Source organism: Acinetobacter sp. YWS30-1, assembly GCF_033558715.1.
In the GTDB taxonomy this organism is placed as follows: Bacteria; Pseudomonadota; Gammaproteobacteria; order Pseudomonadales; family Moraxellaceae; genus Acinetobacter.
In genome coordinates this window covers 114104-130509 of the sequence record NZ_CP114607.1, presented here as the reverse complement: position 1 = coordinate 130509, position 16406 = coordinate 114104, and the positions used below count along the sequence as shown (strand labels likewise).

The 16406-nt window shown below is 39.5% G+C and carries 12 protein-coding genes, 3 pseudogenes and 2 other annotated features; of the genes and pseudogenes, 6 read left to right on the top strand and 9 right to left on the bottom strand.

The window, feature by feature from the left end; genetic code table 11:
- The first annotated feature begins 62 nt into the window (after nucleotides 1–62).
- Nucleotides 63–1282 (top strand): IS3 family transposase gene (locus O4M77_RS15295; RefSeq protein WP_200230925.1). Its coding sequence is split into 2 segments (ribosomal slippage): nucleotides 63–339 and nucleotides 339–1282, totalling 1221 coding nucleotides; the frame shifts between segments, so codons are not numbered across the junction.
- Nucleotides 338–454: a sequence feature (AL1L pseudoknot), on the top strand. It overlaps the preceding gene by 117 nt.
- A 39-nt stretch (nucleotides 1283–1321) precedes the next feature.
- Here O4M77_RS15295 and tet(M) read toward each other — a convergent pair.
- Both tet(M) and O4M77_RS15935 read right to left on the bottom strand, forming a co-directional pair.
- The gene (gene tet(M), locus O4M77_RS15290; RefSeq protein ID WP_000691727.1) at nucleotides 1322–3241 is read right to left on the bottom strand and encodes a tetracycline resistance ribosomal protection protein Tet(M); all 1920 of its coding nucleotides are present in this window, start codon (nucleotides 3239–3241) and stop codon (nucleotides 1322–1324) included.
- Nucleotides 3242–3256: 15 nt separating this feature from the next.
- Nucleotides 3257–3304: pseudogene (locus O4M77_RS15935) on the bottom strand (hypothetical protein); the annotation flags it as partial.
- A gap of 184 nt (nucleotides 3305–3488) precedes the next feature.
- On the opposite strand from O4M77_RS15935, the pseudogene O4M77_RS15280 reads away from it, so the two are divergent.
- Nucleotides 3489–4709, top strand: a pseudogene (locus O4M77_RS15280) (IS3 family transposase).
- Nucleotides 3764–3880: a sequence feature (AL1L pseudoknot), on the top strand. (Overlaps the previous pseudogene by 117 nt.)
- Nucleotide 4710: 1 nt before the next feature.
- Here the strand turns inward: O4M77_RS15280 and O4M77_RS15275 are convergent.
- Nucleotides 4711–5247 carry a PD-(D/E)XK nuclease family protein gene (locus O4M77_RS15275; protein WP_166139238.1) on the bottom strand — a complete coding sequence of 179 codons (537 nt, stop codon included), beginning with the start codon at nucleotides 5245–5247 and terminating at the stop codon, nucleotides 4711–4713.
- A gap of 69 nt (nucleotides 5248–5316) precedes the next feature.
- Here O4M77_RS15275 and O4M77_RS15270 point away from each other — a divergent pair, with 69 nt between their 5' ends.
- Nucleotides 5317–5880, top strand: coding sequence for a macro domain-containing protein (locus O4M77_RS15270; RefSeq protein ID WP_086384392.1), 564 nt, complete (start codon nucleotides 5317–5319; stop codon nucleotides 5878–5880).
- Nucleotides 5881–6007: 127 nt separating this feature from the next.
- On the opposite strand, the gene O4M77_RS15265 is transcribed toward O4M77_RS15270, so the two are convergent.
- Nucleotides 6008–6322: a BrnA antitoxin family protein gene (locus O4M77_RS15265; RefSeq protein WP_023274838.1), complete on the bottom strand. Its 315-nt coding sequence runs from the start codon at nucleotides 6320–6322 to the stop codon at nucleotides 6008–6010.
- The gene (locus tag O4M77_RS15260) at nucleotides 6309–6596 is read right to left on the bottom strand and encodes a BrnT family toxin (protein ID WP_323714118.1); all 288 of its coding nucleotides are present in this window, start codon (nucleotides 6594–6596) and stop codon (nucleotides 6309–6311) included. Before O4M77_RS15260 ends, O4M77_RS15265 begins: the two co-directional genes overlap by 14 nt.
- Nucleotides 6597–7180: 584 nt before the next feature.
- Here O4M77_RS15260 and O4M77_RS15255 point away from each other — a divergent pair.
- The 3 genes and pseudogenes from O4M77_RS15255 (at nucleotide 7181) to O4M77_RS15245 (ending at nucleotide 10758) form a co-directional block, all read left to right on the top strand.
- Complete coding sequence (locus tag O4M77_RS15255; protein WP_032060263.1) at nucleotides 7181–9592, top strand: membrane-bound PQQ-dependent dehydrogenase, glucose/quinate/shikimate family; 2412 nt, start codon at nucleotides 7181–7183, stop codon at nucleotides 9590–9592.
- 231 nt (nucleotides 9593–9823) lie between these two features.
- Nucleotides 9824–9991: pseudogene (locus O4M77_RS15250) on the top strand (transposase); the annotation flags it as partial.
- 62 nt (nucleotides 9992–10053) lie between these two features.
- Complete coding sequence (locus O4M77_RS15245) at nucleotides 10054–10758, top strand: IS6 family transposase (protein ID WP_200230923.1); 705 nt, start codon at nucleotides 10054–10056, stop codon at nucleotides 10756–10758.
- 125 nt (nucleotides 10759–10883) lie between these two features.
- Here the strand turns inward: O4M77_RS15245 and O4M77_RS15240 are convergent, their stop codons facing one another.
- The 4 genes from O4M77_RS15240 to O4M77_RS15225 form a co-directional block, all read right to left on the bottom strand.
- Nucleotides 10884–12872, bottom strand: a complete 1989-nt coding sequence (locus O4M77_RS15240; protein WP_166134746.1) for an oleate hydratase — start codon at nucleotides 12870–12872, stop codon at nucleotides 10884–10886.
- A 222-nt stretch (nucleotides 12873–13094) separates the two neighbouring features.
- The gene (locus tag O4M77_RS15235; RefSeq protein ID WP_166134749.1) at nucleotides 13095–14027 is read right to left on the bottom strand and encodes an IS5 family transposase; all 933 of its coding nucleotides are present in this window, start codon (nucleotides 14025–14027) and stop codon (nucleotides 13095–13097) included.
- 89 nt (nucleotides 14028–14116) lie between these two features.
- Entirely contained in the window at nucleotides 14117–14683 is a 567-nt protein-coding gene (locus tag O4M77_RS15230) for a recombinase family protein (RefSeq protein WP_004282172.1), read from the bottom strand.
- 393 nt (nucleotides 14684–15076) lie between these two features.
- Entirely contained in the window at nucleotides 15077–16309 is a 1233-nt protein-coding gene (locus O4M77_RS15225; RefSeq protein WP_004778435.1) for an ATP-binding protein, read from the bottom strand.
- Nucleotides 16310–16406 lie beyond the last annotated feature (97 nt).

The following is a 16406-nucleotide window of genomic DNA, read 5'->3' as shown; positions in this document are numbered from 1 at the left end:
CCTCCATCATTCTGAACCGTACCGGGTTTGTCGGAGAGTCAATATTCTGAGAGACTATCCCGATGACAAAATTAAAATATACCCCTGAAATCAGAGAAAGAGCGGTTCAATTATTGATTGAATCTGAAAAAGATTATCCATCGAATTGGGCTGCGATCACCGCTATTGCTCCCAAGATAGGTTGTACTCCTGAAACACTACGTGTTTGGTATCAAAAATATTTAGATAAACAAAATCCAGTTAAAGTACAGCAGCTTTCAGACCAAGAACGTATCAAACAACTCGAACGCGAAAATAAAGAACTGCAACGCGCCAATGAAATTCTACGTAAAGCAGCCGCTTTTTTCGCCCAGGCGGAGCTCGACCGCCCACACAAATAATGGTGGATTTTATCCATAATAATAAAGAGCTGTACGGAGTCGAGGCGATTTGTAGAATTTTACCGATCGCACCTTCAACCTATTACCGGACTCTAGATCTCTGCGAAAATCCAGAACATCGAGCAAAGCGAGATTTACATGACTTGCATCATGCTGAGGAGATTAAACGAATTTGGAAAGAAAGTTCAGGTCGATACGGTGTGCGTAAGGTCTGGCAACAACTGAAACGTGAAGGCTATGTGATTGCACGTTGTACAGTTGCTCGATTGATGCAGAAGCTAGGTATACAAGGTGTTTGGCGCGGTAAGAATAAACAAACTACCCGTAGCCGGGATGACCAAAAACGGGCAGATGATTTAGTGAAACGTAATTTTAGTGCTGATCATCCAAACCAACTATGGGTCGGTGACTTTACGTATATTCAAACTCATTCAGGCTGGGTCTATACCGCCTTTATTATTGATGTGTTTTCACGAGCAATTGTTGGATGGAAAGTATCTACACGGATGAATACAGATATGGTGCTCGATGCATTGGAGCAAGCATTGCATGATCGCGGCATGCCAAAGAATGTGATTCATCATTCCGACAGAGGTGTGCAATATCTTTCCATTCGCTATACCAATCGTTTAGAAGCAGCAAATTTACGAGCATCAGTCGGTACGACTGGTGATTCATACGATAATGCTTTGGCTGAAACGGTGAATGGCTTATACAAAACAGAGGTAATTGAATATCTAAAAGCAGATTGGCAAGGTTTAGCAGATGTACAACTTGCGACACTAAACTGGGTAGATTGGTTCAATAAAAAGCGTGTACACAGTGCACTGGGTTATGTATCGCCTTTTGAGTTTGAAGCAATGTACTATGATAAGATTAACCCGTTAGGTCAGGTGGCCTAACTTAAATAAAAAAGTCTCCGACAAACCCGGTACGGTTCACTAAGTTATTTTATTGAACATATATCGTACTTTATCTATCCGACTATTTGGACGACGGGGCTGGCAAACAGGTTCACCGGTAGTAACATGGTACCCTTTTAACTCTGTTAAACAAACACTACGTCCATTTGTAAAGAAAGTTAAATCACTACGATATTCTTGAATACACCGAGCAGGGATTTCTCCACTAAGAATGACCTCATTATTTTTCAATTGAGTGTCTACGATGTTCGCACAATATTTAGGAGCATCGTTGTATGCTCGTGAAAGATATTCCTGTGGCGCATAAATTTTAAAACTAAGATATGGCTCTAACAATTCTGTTCCAGCTTTTTTTAAGACTTGTTCCAATACAATAGGAGCAAGCATCCGAAAATCTGCTGGGGTACTAACAGGGCTATAGTATAAGCCATACTTAAAACAGATTTTACAATCCGTCACATTCCAACCATATAATCCTTGTTCGCAACCATAGCGTATCCCTTCCATAACTGCATTTTGAAATGATTGATTTAAGTATCCAAGAGAAACCGAGCTCTCATACTGCATTCCACTTCCCAACGGAAGCGGTGATACAGATAAACCAATGGAAGCCCAGAAAGGATTTGGCGGCACTTCGATGTGAATGGTATATTCTGCATTTTTTAACGGTCTCTCCATATAAATGACTGTAGGCTCTTTTAGTTCTATCTCCACATGATACTTTTCTTGCAACAGTGCACTAATCACTTCCATTTGTACTTTCCCTAAGAAAGAAAGTATAATTTCATGTGTCGTAGAATCCACGTAATATCGTAGAAGCGGATCACTATCTGAGATTTCCAAAAGGGCATCAAGCAACATTTCTCTCTGTTCAGGTTTACTCGGTTCAACAGTTGTTTGTAGTAGAGGGTGCGGATTTTCAATCTTTTTTCTCTGTGGCAATAGTTTTGTATCTCCAAGAACACTATTTAACTTCAAAAACTCATTTTGCAAAATAACAATTTCTCCAGAATAAGCTCTATCAATCTTACATAATTCACCATTTATTGAAGTATACATTTCTGTAACTTTTATTTTTTCTTTTTCTGATACTCTAACCGAATCTCGTAAATGTAGTACTCCACTATAAAGGCGTATATATGCAAGACGTTGTCTTTTTTTTGTATATTCAATTTTGAAAACATTTCCGCAAAGTTCAGACGGACCTCGATGTGTTGATGAATAAAATTTATTCGTAATCACTTCTATAAGGTTATCAATCCCTATATTGTTTTTTGCACTTCCGTGATAAACAGGGAACAGGGAACAATTATGAAATCTTATGCTTTCCTCTTGTTCGAGTTCCAATGCTTCTAATGATTTACCGGACATATATTTCTCTAAAAGGTCATCGTTTCCCTCTATTACCGTATCCCATTGTTCAGATTCGGTAAAGTTCGTCACACACATATTAGGATACAGTTCTACCTTCTGTTTGATTACAATTTCGGCAGAAAGTTTCTCTTTAATATCCTGATAAACCGTTGATAAATCAATTCCATTTTGGTCAATCTTATTGATAAAAAAGATTGTGGGAATCCCCATTTTCCTAAGTGCATGAAATAATATACGAGTTTGTGCTTGTACGCCATCTTTTGCAGAAATCAGTAGAATTGCCCCATCTAAAACTGATAATGAACGATATACTTCTGCTAAGAAATCCATATGTCCTGGCGTGTCTATGATGTTCACCTTCGTATTTTCCCACTGAAAAGAGGTTATTCCTGTCTGAATTGTAATTCCTCTCTGACGTTCTAAAAGCGTATTATCCGTCCTCGTTGTACCTTTGTCCACGCTTCCTAATTCTGTAATCGCTCCACTGTTATATAATAAGCTTTCTGTTAAGGTAGTTTTTCCTGCATCAACATGAGCTAAAACTCCAATATTAATAATTTTCATGTGATTTTCCTCCATTCAAAAACCCAAAAGGGCATAAAAATCCCAGTGATAAATACTTTTATCACTGGGATTTTTATGCATAACCATAGGTATACAAAGCATACAGATATTCTCTGGATACTTTAGAATCACATGATAAAGGTATTCTTAAACTGGGTACAAAAAACTAAGCCCTCCTAAAAAAGGACATCTAATTATGAACCGTCCCGGGATTGTCGGAGACCTAAAACTCTGAGACAATACCCTTATGAAAAGCAAACAATACCCAACAGAAGTTAAGAAAAGAGCCGTCGAATTACTGATTGAATCACAAAAAGATTATCCCTCATTATGGGCGGCTATCCAAGCCATCGCCCCCAAATTTGGCTGCACACCCGAAACCCTACGCTCATGGCATCAAAAGCACCTAGCTAAGCAAAATCCTGTGACCGTTAGCACTGAAAGCCAAGCGGCTCGTATCGCTGAGCTTGAGCGAGAAATCAGAGAACTCAAACAAGCGAACGAAATTATTCGAAAGGCAGCCGCTTTTTTCGCCCAGGCGGAGCTCGGCCGCCCACACAAGTGATGGTCAAATTCATTGATGATGAAAAAGAAAAATATGGGGTCGAGCCGATTTGTAGAATACTGCCAATTGCCCCATCTAGCTACTATCGCGTCAAAGCTGAACAGGAAAACCCAGAGAAGCAAAGTCGACGCAAACAAAGCGACAAACACCTCATGGCACAAATCAAACAGATTTGGCAAGACAGTGGCTGTCGTTACGGCATTCGTAAAGTCTGGCACAAGCTTAAGCAAGATGGCATGCCAAAGCTTGGTCGCTGTACCGTTACGCCTTATGAAACAGCTAGGTATTCAAGGCGTATGGCGAGGCAAAGGCAAAATCACCACCAAACAGCGACCAGGACAACAAAGTCCCGATGATTTGGTCAAACGCAACTTTACTGCAGATAGCCCAAACAAGCTGTGGGTGGCTGACTTTACCTATATCAAGACCAAAACAGGCTGGGTCTATACCGCCTTTGTCACCGACGTATTCAAGCGAGTTATTGTGGGTTGGAAAGTATCGAATCATATGGACACTCAGCTAGTTCTAGATGCCCTAAATCAAGCATTAGACGCTAGAGGCAGACCAAGCGGAGTAATTCATCATTCTGATAAAGGTAGTCAGTATCTATCGATTAAGTACGGTGAACGGCTTAAACAATCGGGGCTTGCCGCATCAGTCGGCACGACAGGTGACTCTTATGATAATGCCCTAGCTGAAAGTGTGAATGGGCTATATAAAGCGGAGGTGATTGATTATTTGAAACAGGAATGGGATGGCGTAAATGATGTTGCGCTAGCAACCCTTGATTGGGTACACTGGTACAACCATGAACGATTGCATTCTACCAATGGATATGTATCGCCTGTTGATGCGGAAAATATCTACTATTGTTCATTAATTCCGTCAGGCTATGCTGCCTGACTCAAGCAAACCTGTCTCCGATAAAACCAGGACGGTTCACTTTTCCAGAACCAGATAAATAAATCAGTTGCCATTGGTTGGGGTAGCGTTGCTCCAACTCGTCAGCATAATCTTTAAGTTGATTCTTTTGATCAGATGCAAAAGGCTTATTCTCAATACATAATGCGTATTTTTCACCATGACAAAAAATCTCAATTAGGATATCCATCCTTCTTAAAGTATCTAAACGCCAATTTTTTTCTTCCAACTTAACGGTGATTTTAGACTGGTCTAAGTTAATTTTTTGCCAAGATTCATCTAATCCATTTTTTCTAAGTTCAATCCATTTTTTGATAAAAAGATAATCTTGTCCGTGACTACCTTGAGGATCTAGTAGGTCAGCTAGGATATTACTTAGTATTAATTCATCTGTGCGAAAATAGCTAAAGATGGAAAACTTTGGAGCTAGAAGATTTTTATATCGATTTAAAAATAAAGAATTTACTTTTTTTTCTTGAACAACCTCATCTAATAAATTAAGTAAAACTTTTGATTGCATACTTTCCCCTTGTTATTTAACTTATTAAAATATTTGCAAAAATTTATTAATAATTGGAACCTATTTTATATGAATCGGATTACATTAGTACATGGGGATATTACTACCTTATCTGTAGATGCTATTGTGAATCCAGCTAATAAATCATTACTTGGTGGTGGTGGACTAGATGGAAAGATCCATAAAAAAGCAGGATCTTTAATGAAATCAGAGTGCATTCAGATTAATCAAGAAAAAGGTGGATGTGCTGTTGGAAATGCGGAAGTAACGACAGCTGGAAATTTACCTGCAAAATATCTGATTCATGCTGTTCCACCTAGATGGTTAGGCGGTGAAAAAAATGAACCTCAACTCTTATGTAATGCTTATAGCAATGCACTTTTGAAAGCTAATCAGGTTCAAGCAAAAACAGTGTCATTTCCAAATTTAGGAACAGGGATTTATAAGTATCCATTACAGCAGGCAGCTGAATTTGCAATTGGATCTATCATGATGACATTACCCTCATGTGAAGCCGTAGATGAAGTGTTTTTTGTATGTTATGAGAAAGATAATTATGAAATATATAAGGAAATTCTAGAAAATCTCTATGATGAAAATATTCAGATAGAGATTACAGCTATAGCCAAATAGTGTCTTCAACCTATTAATTCCAAGTCATGTATGAAGCCAAAGAAGAAATAATTTATTATTGAGTTTCGCTAAAATTAACATAGTACATGTTATACGAAGTCAAAAATGGGAGCGTAAGCTCCCATTTTTATTGATGATTTTTTAATTCTTTCAGCATAGCATCTCGCAGAATTTCATTCATCCTAGTTTGATAGCCTTTGCCTTGAGCTTTAAACCATGCAAGTACATCAGCATCTAAACGAATGGAAGTCTGTTGCTTCACTGGGCGATAGAATCGATTATGGCGTACAGCATTGCTCCAGTCGGTAATTTCAGGCATATCTGAGAGATCTAGCTGATCGTCAGGAACCGTTCCCTTAGCAAGCAAGCGTTGAATTTCAGCATCTTGCTTGTCGCTGAATTTTTCATTCAGTTCTTTGCGTGAGTATCTAACCATGCTCATATCTATCTCGCTCCGCCTTAGTGACTTGTCTTGCACTAATGATTCGTATGATTTCACAGTCATCTTCATCAAAGATGGTGTGAGCTACTAACATCATTAGTACGCCTTTTACTTTTCCAATGGTTTGCCAACGTTCTTCACCATCGGTATGTCTGTCCTGGATTGAGATCCTTAATGGATCATCAAAAACAAGGCTTGCCGTTTCGAAAGAAACATCGTGCTTTTTCTGATTCTTTCGATTCTTTGCCTCATCCCATTCGAAATACTGTTTCATAAAAAACATTCAAATTTGTATATACAATAATGTATCATAAAATTGTATCACTCAAGCTGAGAAGCGTAATTTTTAGTCAAATTTATTGGCAAAACATTCCAAAACTGCTCATAAAAAAGCCGACTTGTTTCAAAGTCGGCTTTTTTTGCATTTTGGGATTTTTCTGATATTAATAAGTTGTTGATATTTATATTAATATACAAGTGTACTTCGTATAACCACCATTATGTTAAATGGAATTAGTTTTAGTAATTTTAAAGTCGGATATAAGATGTTTTTTATTCATACATTAGAATATTGACTGAACATATATTTCATATGATATGAAGTAATTCCTAAACCTAAAGCCATGAGCATGGTTAGAGAAGTTAGACCCACCATAGAACAAAATTTATCTATTATAATTCCACCAACCCATGGCATGATCCCAGCCAATAAGTATCCAAAGGACTGGGTTATTCCACTTAGCCGTGTTGCTAATTGAGTACTAGATGCGAACTCAATAGGTAAAATAAGGGCTATAGGAAATAATCCTCCTGTAGCAATGCCTAAGCTAATTACAGCCCACATCAAAGAGACAATATATGAGTACCGAATACACTGCACCTTCTGAAAGGGCAGGATCAAAAGTTTATCGCTTTTTCGTAATACTTCTACATGTGTTAATCGCATTATTCTTAATTATCCAAGGTGGAAAGCTTGTTAGCTTAGGTGGCTCAAGTTATTACCTTATCGCTGGTATTGCCTATCTACTGATTGCTATTTTATATACATTTAGAAAAGTAATCAGCTTATGGCTATCCATTTTAACTTTCATCGCAACAGTTATATGGGCTATTTCCGAAGTACAAGTTTTTGACTTCTGGCAGTATATTCCCCGTCTAGTTGTTCCAACGGTTTTATTTGTACTAAGCTTATGGGCAAGCCGTAGTTTAATAACACTTTCAACAGAAAAAGTGACTTTTGCTAATCGTGTTGGTTTAGTTGGCTTTATTGCTTGTGTTATAGCTTTAATCTCAGCTTTTTTTCCCCATGGAAAAACTCTAAATCAAGTTAATATTGCTCAAGATCGTAATTTAACTAAACCTACAGCAGAAAATCCTGATAATTGGGAATATTTTGGTCGTAGTGGTAGTGGTACCCGCTTTGCCCCTTATACTGACATTACTCCTGATAACGTTAAAAACTTACAAGTTGCATGGACTTACCATACTGGCCGACCAAAAAATATTGGAGTCGATGAAAATACTCCAATTCAAATTGGTAGCACACTGTACTCATGTACTCCAACTAATATTATTACTGCGATTGATGGTGATAGCGGTAAAGCACTTTGGAAATATGATCCAAAAGCAAAAACAGCTGAACACATTACCTGTCGTGGTGTTGGTTACTATGATGCGACTCATGATAAAACGCTTTCAAAAGCAGATTTACAAACTCCTAGTATTCAAGCCTGTCCACAACGAATTTTAACATCTACAGTTGATGGTCGTTTAATTGCATTGAATGCAAAAACTGGTGCTTTATGTCCTCAATTTGGAGTAAATGGCCAAGTTGACCTGTTAAATGACATGGGTCCTACTGAAAAAAGTAAACGCTACCATCCAACCTCTACCCCATTAATCGCAGGGCATGTTGCCATCTTAGGCGGTTGGGTTCGAGACATTACTCATGGTGAACCTTCTGGCGTAGTTCGTGCTTATGATGTACGTACTGGTAAACTAGCCTGGGCTTGGGATGTAGGTAATCCAGAATTATCTGGACAACCTAAAAACGGCTTTACTCTTGAAACCCCAAATATGTGGACAATTCCAACTTACGACAAAGATTTAAATCTAGTATATCTACCTACTGGAAATGGCCCCCCTGATTACTGGGGCGGTGATCGTAATGCAGCAAAAGAAAAATTTGGCTCAGCAGTAGTTGCTGTAGATGCAACGACTGGTAAGACTAAATGGTCATATCAAATTGTTCATCACGACGTTTGGGACTACGATTTACCTTCTCAACCAGTTCTTTACAACGTCACCAATGATAAGGGAGAACAAATTCCTGCCCTTATTCAAACAACAAAAATGGGACAAATTTTTGTATTAGATCGACGTACAGGCCGACCTGTTACTAAAGTTATTGAAAAGCCCGTACCGACTACCGGTCAAGCAGAAGGAGAAAAACTATCTCCGACTCAGCCATATTCTGTAGGTATGCCACAAATTGGTAATGACACTTTACGTGAAAAAGATATGTGGGGTATTTCAACTTTTGATCAACTCAATTGCCGTATTCAGTTTAAAGATTCGGTTTATCAAGGGTTATATACACCACCTAGTGAGAAACCATATATTGAATGGCCAAGTTTATTAGGCGGAATGAATTGGGGGGGTATTTCAATTGATGAATCAACAGGTTTAATGTTCGTCAATGATATGCGTATGCCTTTGCGGATGTCTTTAGTTCGTAAAGAAGATATGGGGAAATACAAAATATCTACCGATGAAGTTCCTGGATTTATGGGAACAGTACGCCCACAATTTGCAGGCCCGTACGCTGGAGTAAAAATTGATATTATGCAATCAGCATTAGGGGTACCTTGTAATCGACCACCTTTCGGTACGATGTCTGCGATTGATTTAAAAACCAAAAAGTTGGTATGGCAAGTACCAATGGGAACAGCTGAACAGCTTGGCCCATTAGGTATTAAATCACATCTCCCAATGCCATTAGGAATGCCAACACTAGGTGGTCCTACTTCAACAGCTTCTGGCTTGGTATTCTTTGCAGGTACGCAAGATTATTATTTACGTGCTTTAGATTCCAAAACTGGTAAAGAAGTATGGAAAGCTAAATTACCCGTTGCAGCTGTTGCAGCACCTCTAATTTACAAATCACCAAAAACAGGTAAGCAATATGTAGTTATTTCTGCAGGGGGTGCGAGCCACTCAAAAGATGTAGGTGACTATATTATTGCGTTTGCTCTTCCTGATCAGAAGTAACCGAAATTAGCCAAGATAGTCGTCTAAATTTTAGAAATCTAATTTTGGCTTAAGGGTAATTTAGAAACCTCTACCTTGTACGAAACACTAAAAAGCTGGCTTGTTATCAAGCCAGCTTTTTAGTGGGCACCACCCTCATAAAACGGTAAGCGTCCGCTGAACACACCTTATGAATTCATCCTATAAGCCTTAATTTAGTCCCCACTTAAAAACAAGTGGGGACTTAAATTTATGACTACAAATAACCAGACATCCATTACATCTCTTGCGAAAAAACGAAGAACATACAGTGCTGAATTTAAACAGCAAATCGTTCAGGCTTGTAAAGCACCGGACGTTTCAATTGCTTCAGTCGCTTTGCAACATGGATTGAATACAAATCTTGTATCCAAATGGATTGGCACTGTTGCAAATAACCACGAATGGTAAGCTGAAGACTGTTTTAGCTAAAGGTGCAGCATATGAATCCTTTCCATGGTCGGCATTTTCAGGGCGAAATCATTCTTTGGGCTGTGCGCTGGTATTGTAAATATGGCATTAGCTATCGTGAACTGCAGGAAATGCTGGCCGAACGGGGTGTGAATGTTGATCACACGACTATTTACCGTTGGGTTCAACGTTATGCTCCTGAAATAGAAAAACGTTTACGCTGGTATTGGCGTAATCCTACAGATCTGAGCTCGTGGCATATTGATGAAACCTATGTAAAAGTGAATGGACGATGGTCTTATCTGTATCGTGCAGTTGATCAACGTGGTCATACGATTGACTTTTACCTTTCCGCTAGGCGGAACAGTAAATCAGCCTATAGTTTTCTAGGAAAGATATTCAATACGGTGAAAAAATGGCAAATTCCACGGGTCATCAATACAGATAAAGCAGCGACCTATGGCCATGCTTTATCACGATTAAAGCGAGAAGGAAAATGTCCACCAGACCTTGAGCACAGGCAGATTAAGTATAAAAATAATGTCATTGAATGTGATCATGGTAAGTTAAAGCGGATCATCAGGGCCACATTAGGATTCAAATCTATGAAGACGGCTTATGCCACAATTAAAGGTATTGAAGTCATGCGTGCACTACGTAAAGGACAAGCATCGTCATTTTATTATGGTCAGCCTCAGGGTGAAGTGTGTCTAATCAACAGGGTTTTCGGTCTCTAAGCACTTTTTAAAGGGAACTTCATCGACTCAAATCTCTATTTGCAACAGTGCCCAGCTCCACCAATTCCATATAAGAAGCCGCTCATTCGAGCGGCTTTTTTGTGCAAAAAACAAAACCTAACCCGCTATTTATCTTTGCTCGAAAAATTCTCCCTCAGCGAGTTAACCCAGCTTGAGAATTTATGTATTGAGTCACCGCCTTTACCAAGCAGTTCCCTTAGCTCTTCTTCGAAGTGCGTTTGCTTTTTCTCCTCCGGTTCGGGCAGCGGCGGCAGTATGTGGGCAAAGTAGGTTTTGTCGAGTAAGCGGTGCAGCATACGCTCGCCAATAAAAGGCTTATTGCTATTGAGCGCTCTGGCACCTTTTATGATGTTACGAATGTCGTATTGTGTCGGGCTTATATCAGGCACCTGTTTGGGAATATTCAGCAGTTTATACACACCAATACGGGCGGTGCGAATAGAGGCTTCCATGGTGAATATTATGTCATTGCGAGTTTCTACAAATTGTCCCACTAAGCCTAAATTCGTGCAGCCTTCAGGAACTACTCTGGGCCTGTCGCCTGCAGCTCTGGGCATAAACTGAGCTGTAATATAAGGCATAAGCGCAATGCGTATTTTGGTGTTGGCTATAACCTCATCTAACTGGTCTTCAATACCCAGATGATGGCAAAGCTCGGTCAGAATTTCTTTACCGGTGCATTCTGGCATGGTTTTGTTTACACGGTTGCCTTGCTTATCCATCAACAGGCCATAAACCCACAACACCAATGTGTCATCTGGCTGGTCGGGGAAGTGGGGTTGGCGATTACAGGTAACACTTAACAGCCAGTTGGAGTCAGTAAAAGTCACTATGCCGCCGGTTACGGTTCGACCGGAGTATGGGTCGTTTACTGATAAGGTTTTCAGTTTATCGACAAGGGGTGAGGGCTTGCAGGTAAGGGTGGCCGACTCCCATATAGACTTGTCTACGTCACCATAAAATTTTTCTGGCTTACCGAAAACGGGAGACTTCTTGGCGAGGTTCTTCCATAAGTTCCAGCCACTTTCGCTACCCGGGTCATGCCTTTCACAGTTAAGCTCCGGGGCATCATCCATACCGGCATAAGCCGTCTGTTCAGTCATTGATCCGGTGAGGGCGAACACTAAATCATTCTTGCCAACTTCAATATATTGCTCTTCACCTTTAACAACGGCCTGAATTCCGGTTACCGTCTTGTTGTCTCCGGTAATGCTCATATCAAGGTCATCTACTCTGGCTTCAAAGGTAAATTTCACTCCTTTTTCACGCAGAAAATTGGTCAGTGGCTTTATAAAGGTGTCGTACTGATTGTATTTAGGGAAAAGCAGAACAGACATGTCACCAAAGCCGTCAATTGAGTCCAGAAAACGATGCAAATAGAGCTTGGTTTCCAACACGCTGTGGCAGTTTTTAAAAGCAAACATAGTACGGAATAAAAACCAGAAGTTGCTTTGTAAAAAGCCTTCACTGAAATATTCCTCAATGCTTATGTCGTCTAACTCTTCCTTGCGTTTCAGCATTAAGCGGATAAGTTCCCATTGCTGAGATTTACTCAGCCCCATGTCTTCTGAGTCAAGGATCTCGCCGGACTTGTTAATTAAACGGGCCTTAGAGTAATTTGGGTCGTTGTCGTTTATCATTCGGTATTCATCGAGAACAGAATACTCTTCGGGAAGTTCAAGGGCGGGAATGTCCTGGAATAGATCCCAGAGGGTGTCGTAGTTCCAGTTCATTTCACGACCACCGCGAATGATGTAACCGTCTTCGAGGTTACCCGCACCATCCATAGAGCCGCCTTCTACACTCATTTCTTCTAAAATAGTGATATTTTCGGCGGGCATATGACCATCGCGAATTAAATAAAATGCCGCGGCAAGCCCCCCGATACCACCACCAATTATCCACGCTTTACGCTTTTCGACTCCTGGAGTTGGTAAGGTTTTATGACGCGAATAGGGCGATATAAAATCCCCCGGTGGCAAAGTGTTAAGCGGTTTATGGCACCAAAAACCGCCTGTTGCGTCAGGCTCATGTTCAAAACCCTCTGGTGCGGTTACCGAGATATCAAATTTCGCAATTGTCTTTTTAGCCATTACGGACTCCTTCCTTTACTGAATAGAAATACTTGCTGTTCTCGCTGATACCCTTAGTGGTATTGCGAACAGCACTTTCAGTTTAGTTGAATCGCCATCTTAGTCAATTAATGGAGGGTGTTCAAAATTCTGAGAAAATGTAGATGAACAATACAGTATCATCCTAGAACGGCTTTGTTGCATAAACATTCAAAAGCTGAGTTTTCCCCAATCCATTCAAATTTAAGTGACAACTTGGGTGTGAGGTCTACCTAATTCCGTAAATCTATTCAGAACTGCCACACGCGCATGAATTTCATTGACCTGACTTTGAAAATGTCTTGCCGTCAGCTTATCTCCTAATAATTTGATGCAATGCATCTTGGTTTCCACCAAACTGCGACGGTGATAACCCGACCATTTTTTCCATAGGGTTCTGCCCAAATGTTTAACTGTTTGAAGTAACTCATTTCGTTCTATTGAACTGATTTTAGAATCTTTCCAGGGCTTGGCATTCTTTCTGGGTGGAATTACTGCATGTGCTTGACGATCTGAAATCACTTGTCTGCAGCACTTCGTGTCGTACGCCCCATCGGTATAGACAGAATCTATTCGCTCATCTGGTGGGATTTGATCAAGTAAATCACTTAGTACTTGTGAATCACTGACATTATTTGTCGTAAGCTGAACGGCACGTATTTGCAGTGTTTCAGCATCTATACCAATATGCAGTTTACGCCATTGCCGACGGTATTCAGGCTGATGTTTCTTACGCTTCCATTCGCCTTCACCTAAAAATTTTAAACCCGTAGAGTCGGCGAGTAGGTGTAACCCATCACGACTTTTCTGATAGCTTATCGCAATATCAATATGCTTTTGTCGTCTACAGAGGGTGGAGTAATCTGGTGCTGTCCAATTCAAGCCACAGAGTTTAATCAGGCTTTGAGCAAAGCCAGTGACCATACGTAAAGAAAGACGGAATAGAGATTTGATCATTAAACAGCATTGAATCGCTGTATCGGAATAAGTTTGATTTCGTCCGTGCTTGCCTTGTGGTTGTGCATACCATTGGGTCTTAGGATCAAACCAGATTGAAATATTTCCTCGCTTGATTAAAGCTTGGTTATACGAGGACCAATTGGTTGTACGGTAGATTTTAGGTGCAGGCTTCTTCATCTGGAAATTATATTGCTGAAGAAGCCTTCAAGAATAGCTTTGTGCAACAAAGCCAAGTTAAACTAAATTTAGTTGCCAATCCCAATAAGCTATTCACTAACTTGTAAATATCGGTATACCGCCTGACGACTAATCCCAAAAGCTTTTCCTAATGCCATTTTTGATGGATACTTCCCTTCCCTCCATGCTTGTCGTAAAGCTTCAGCTTGGTCAGGCTTTAGTTTATGCACCCGACCTTTGTACTTCCCCTGAGCAGAGGCGAGTTTTATTCCTTCCTTTTGCCGCTCTAAAATTATCTCACGTTCGAACTGTGCAAAAGCACCCATCAATTGCAGCATCAAATTATCCATCGGGGTGGATTCGGCCGTAAAAGTAATATTTTCTTTTACAAACTGGATGGCAATCCCTCGTTTGACCAGTTTATCTACTTCAGTGACCAAATCTTTCAGGCTTCGCGCAAAACGATCCATGGAATGTACAATCACCCTGTCCCCTTCCCGGACATAGTTCAACATTTCCTGAAATTTAGGTCGGTCAGTATTTTTACCTGAAGCACGGTCAACAAAAATCCGGTCGACTTCAATTCCCTCAAGTTGACGTCCAGTGTTTTGCTCGACAGAACTTACCCGGATATACCCTACTTTTTGGCCTTTCAATTTTTCACGCCCCAATTGGATAAAAATGAACAATTTCGTAAATTATAAATCTTTAATACTAAAGTTACATGTTATTTATGATTAAAAATCATTTAAATGATACATAATTTCATGAACTTTCAGATTGTAACTTTAGGGTATACCCTATTTTTACATATAAAAATAACACTTCTTACTTTTATAAACAAGCTTATAAAAAGTAAGTTATCTAGAATTGGGATTAGGTAAAGAATCTAACTAAATTCATGAAATATTGAAAGAATAGTGGTCTCCGACAAACCCGGTACGGTTCACAATTGGAGCAGAAATTATGCTTGAATACATTCTTGGATGATGCTGAAAAGTCTTTGAGTTTTAATCAATAAATAAGAGTATTCATGTCTACCCTCAACTTTACTTATTTTCAGATAGCAACCAATCGAGAGCACTCATTTTTACAATACCATTATAATTTGCTTCAGCCCCTATCGTGTCTAAGGTAAGCAAATACTTGGGATACGAATCAGAAATTTTCTGTAATGGACGTAACTCTCGGCTGAGTGTCTCCTCATTGAGCGTTTCTAATGCCACCTGATAATAAGTTAAATTCTGTAAAGTATCGACAGCAACAAAATCAATTTCATATTCATCAACCCGCCCTACATAGACCGTATAACCTCGTCTGACAAGCTCAAGATAAATCACATTTTCTAGGATATGACCTTGATCAGCATTAGCATCAGGCAACATAATCCGGCGCAATCCGACATCAACTAAATAGTATTTTTCAGAGGATTGTAATAACTCACGCCCGCGTACTTTAAACTGTGCGGCACTATAAAATAGCAAACTGTCCTGTAAGCCCTGAATATAGCGTTTTACTGTTTCAAATGAAATCTTAACCCCACTTGAAACAAAGGTATTTTTAATTTTATTGATGGAAATGGGTGAGCCTGTCACGCTTGCTAAATATCTTGCGACACGCTCGAGAGAGTTAATATCGGCCGTATTCAAACGGGGAATAACATCTTTAAACATTACACTGGCATAGACCGCTTGCAAGTAATCATAAGTTTCCTGCTGGCTAGTCATGGCAAGCGTATAAGGGAAACTACTGCGCGTATACATGGCATACAAATCACGATTGGATAATTGTTGGATGATCGGATTATTTTCAATATGCCACTGTTTAAATTCTTGGAATGACAGAGGTAGAACGTGTTGCTCTATATAGCGTCCTGTAAGTAAAGTCGCAAGTTCTCCACTTAGAAAGAATGCATTTGAGCCTGTAATATATAAATCGATATAATCCCGAACATATAAAGAGTCGACTACTTTCTCAAAATTTGTAACATGTTGTATTTCATCTAAAAAAACATAGTTTTTTTTGCTTTTATCAACTTTAGACAGTACATAATCATGTAGTTTACGGTAATCTGTGAGTTCTTCAAATTCCATAAATTCGAAATTGATAGCAATGATGTTTTCGGCTTGTACACCCTGTGCTTTTAGGTCTTGTTGAAACATCGCTAACAAGGTGGATTTTCCAGAGCGACGTACACCCGAAAGCACTTTAATGACATCACGGTCTTGCCATGTATTCAGAAATTTTAAGTAGCCATCACGTCGAATATTAGCGCTTCGCATTGTTTACACTTGAAATCTAAAGTTTTAATTAATTCTATCAAAGTTTAGAACCTAGATGTAAAAATATTCAATTTTAAAAAAAGTTTAAAGTTTAAGT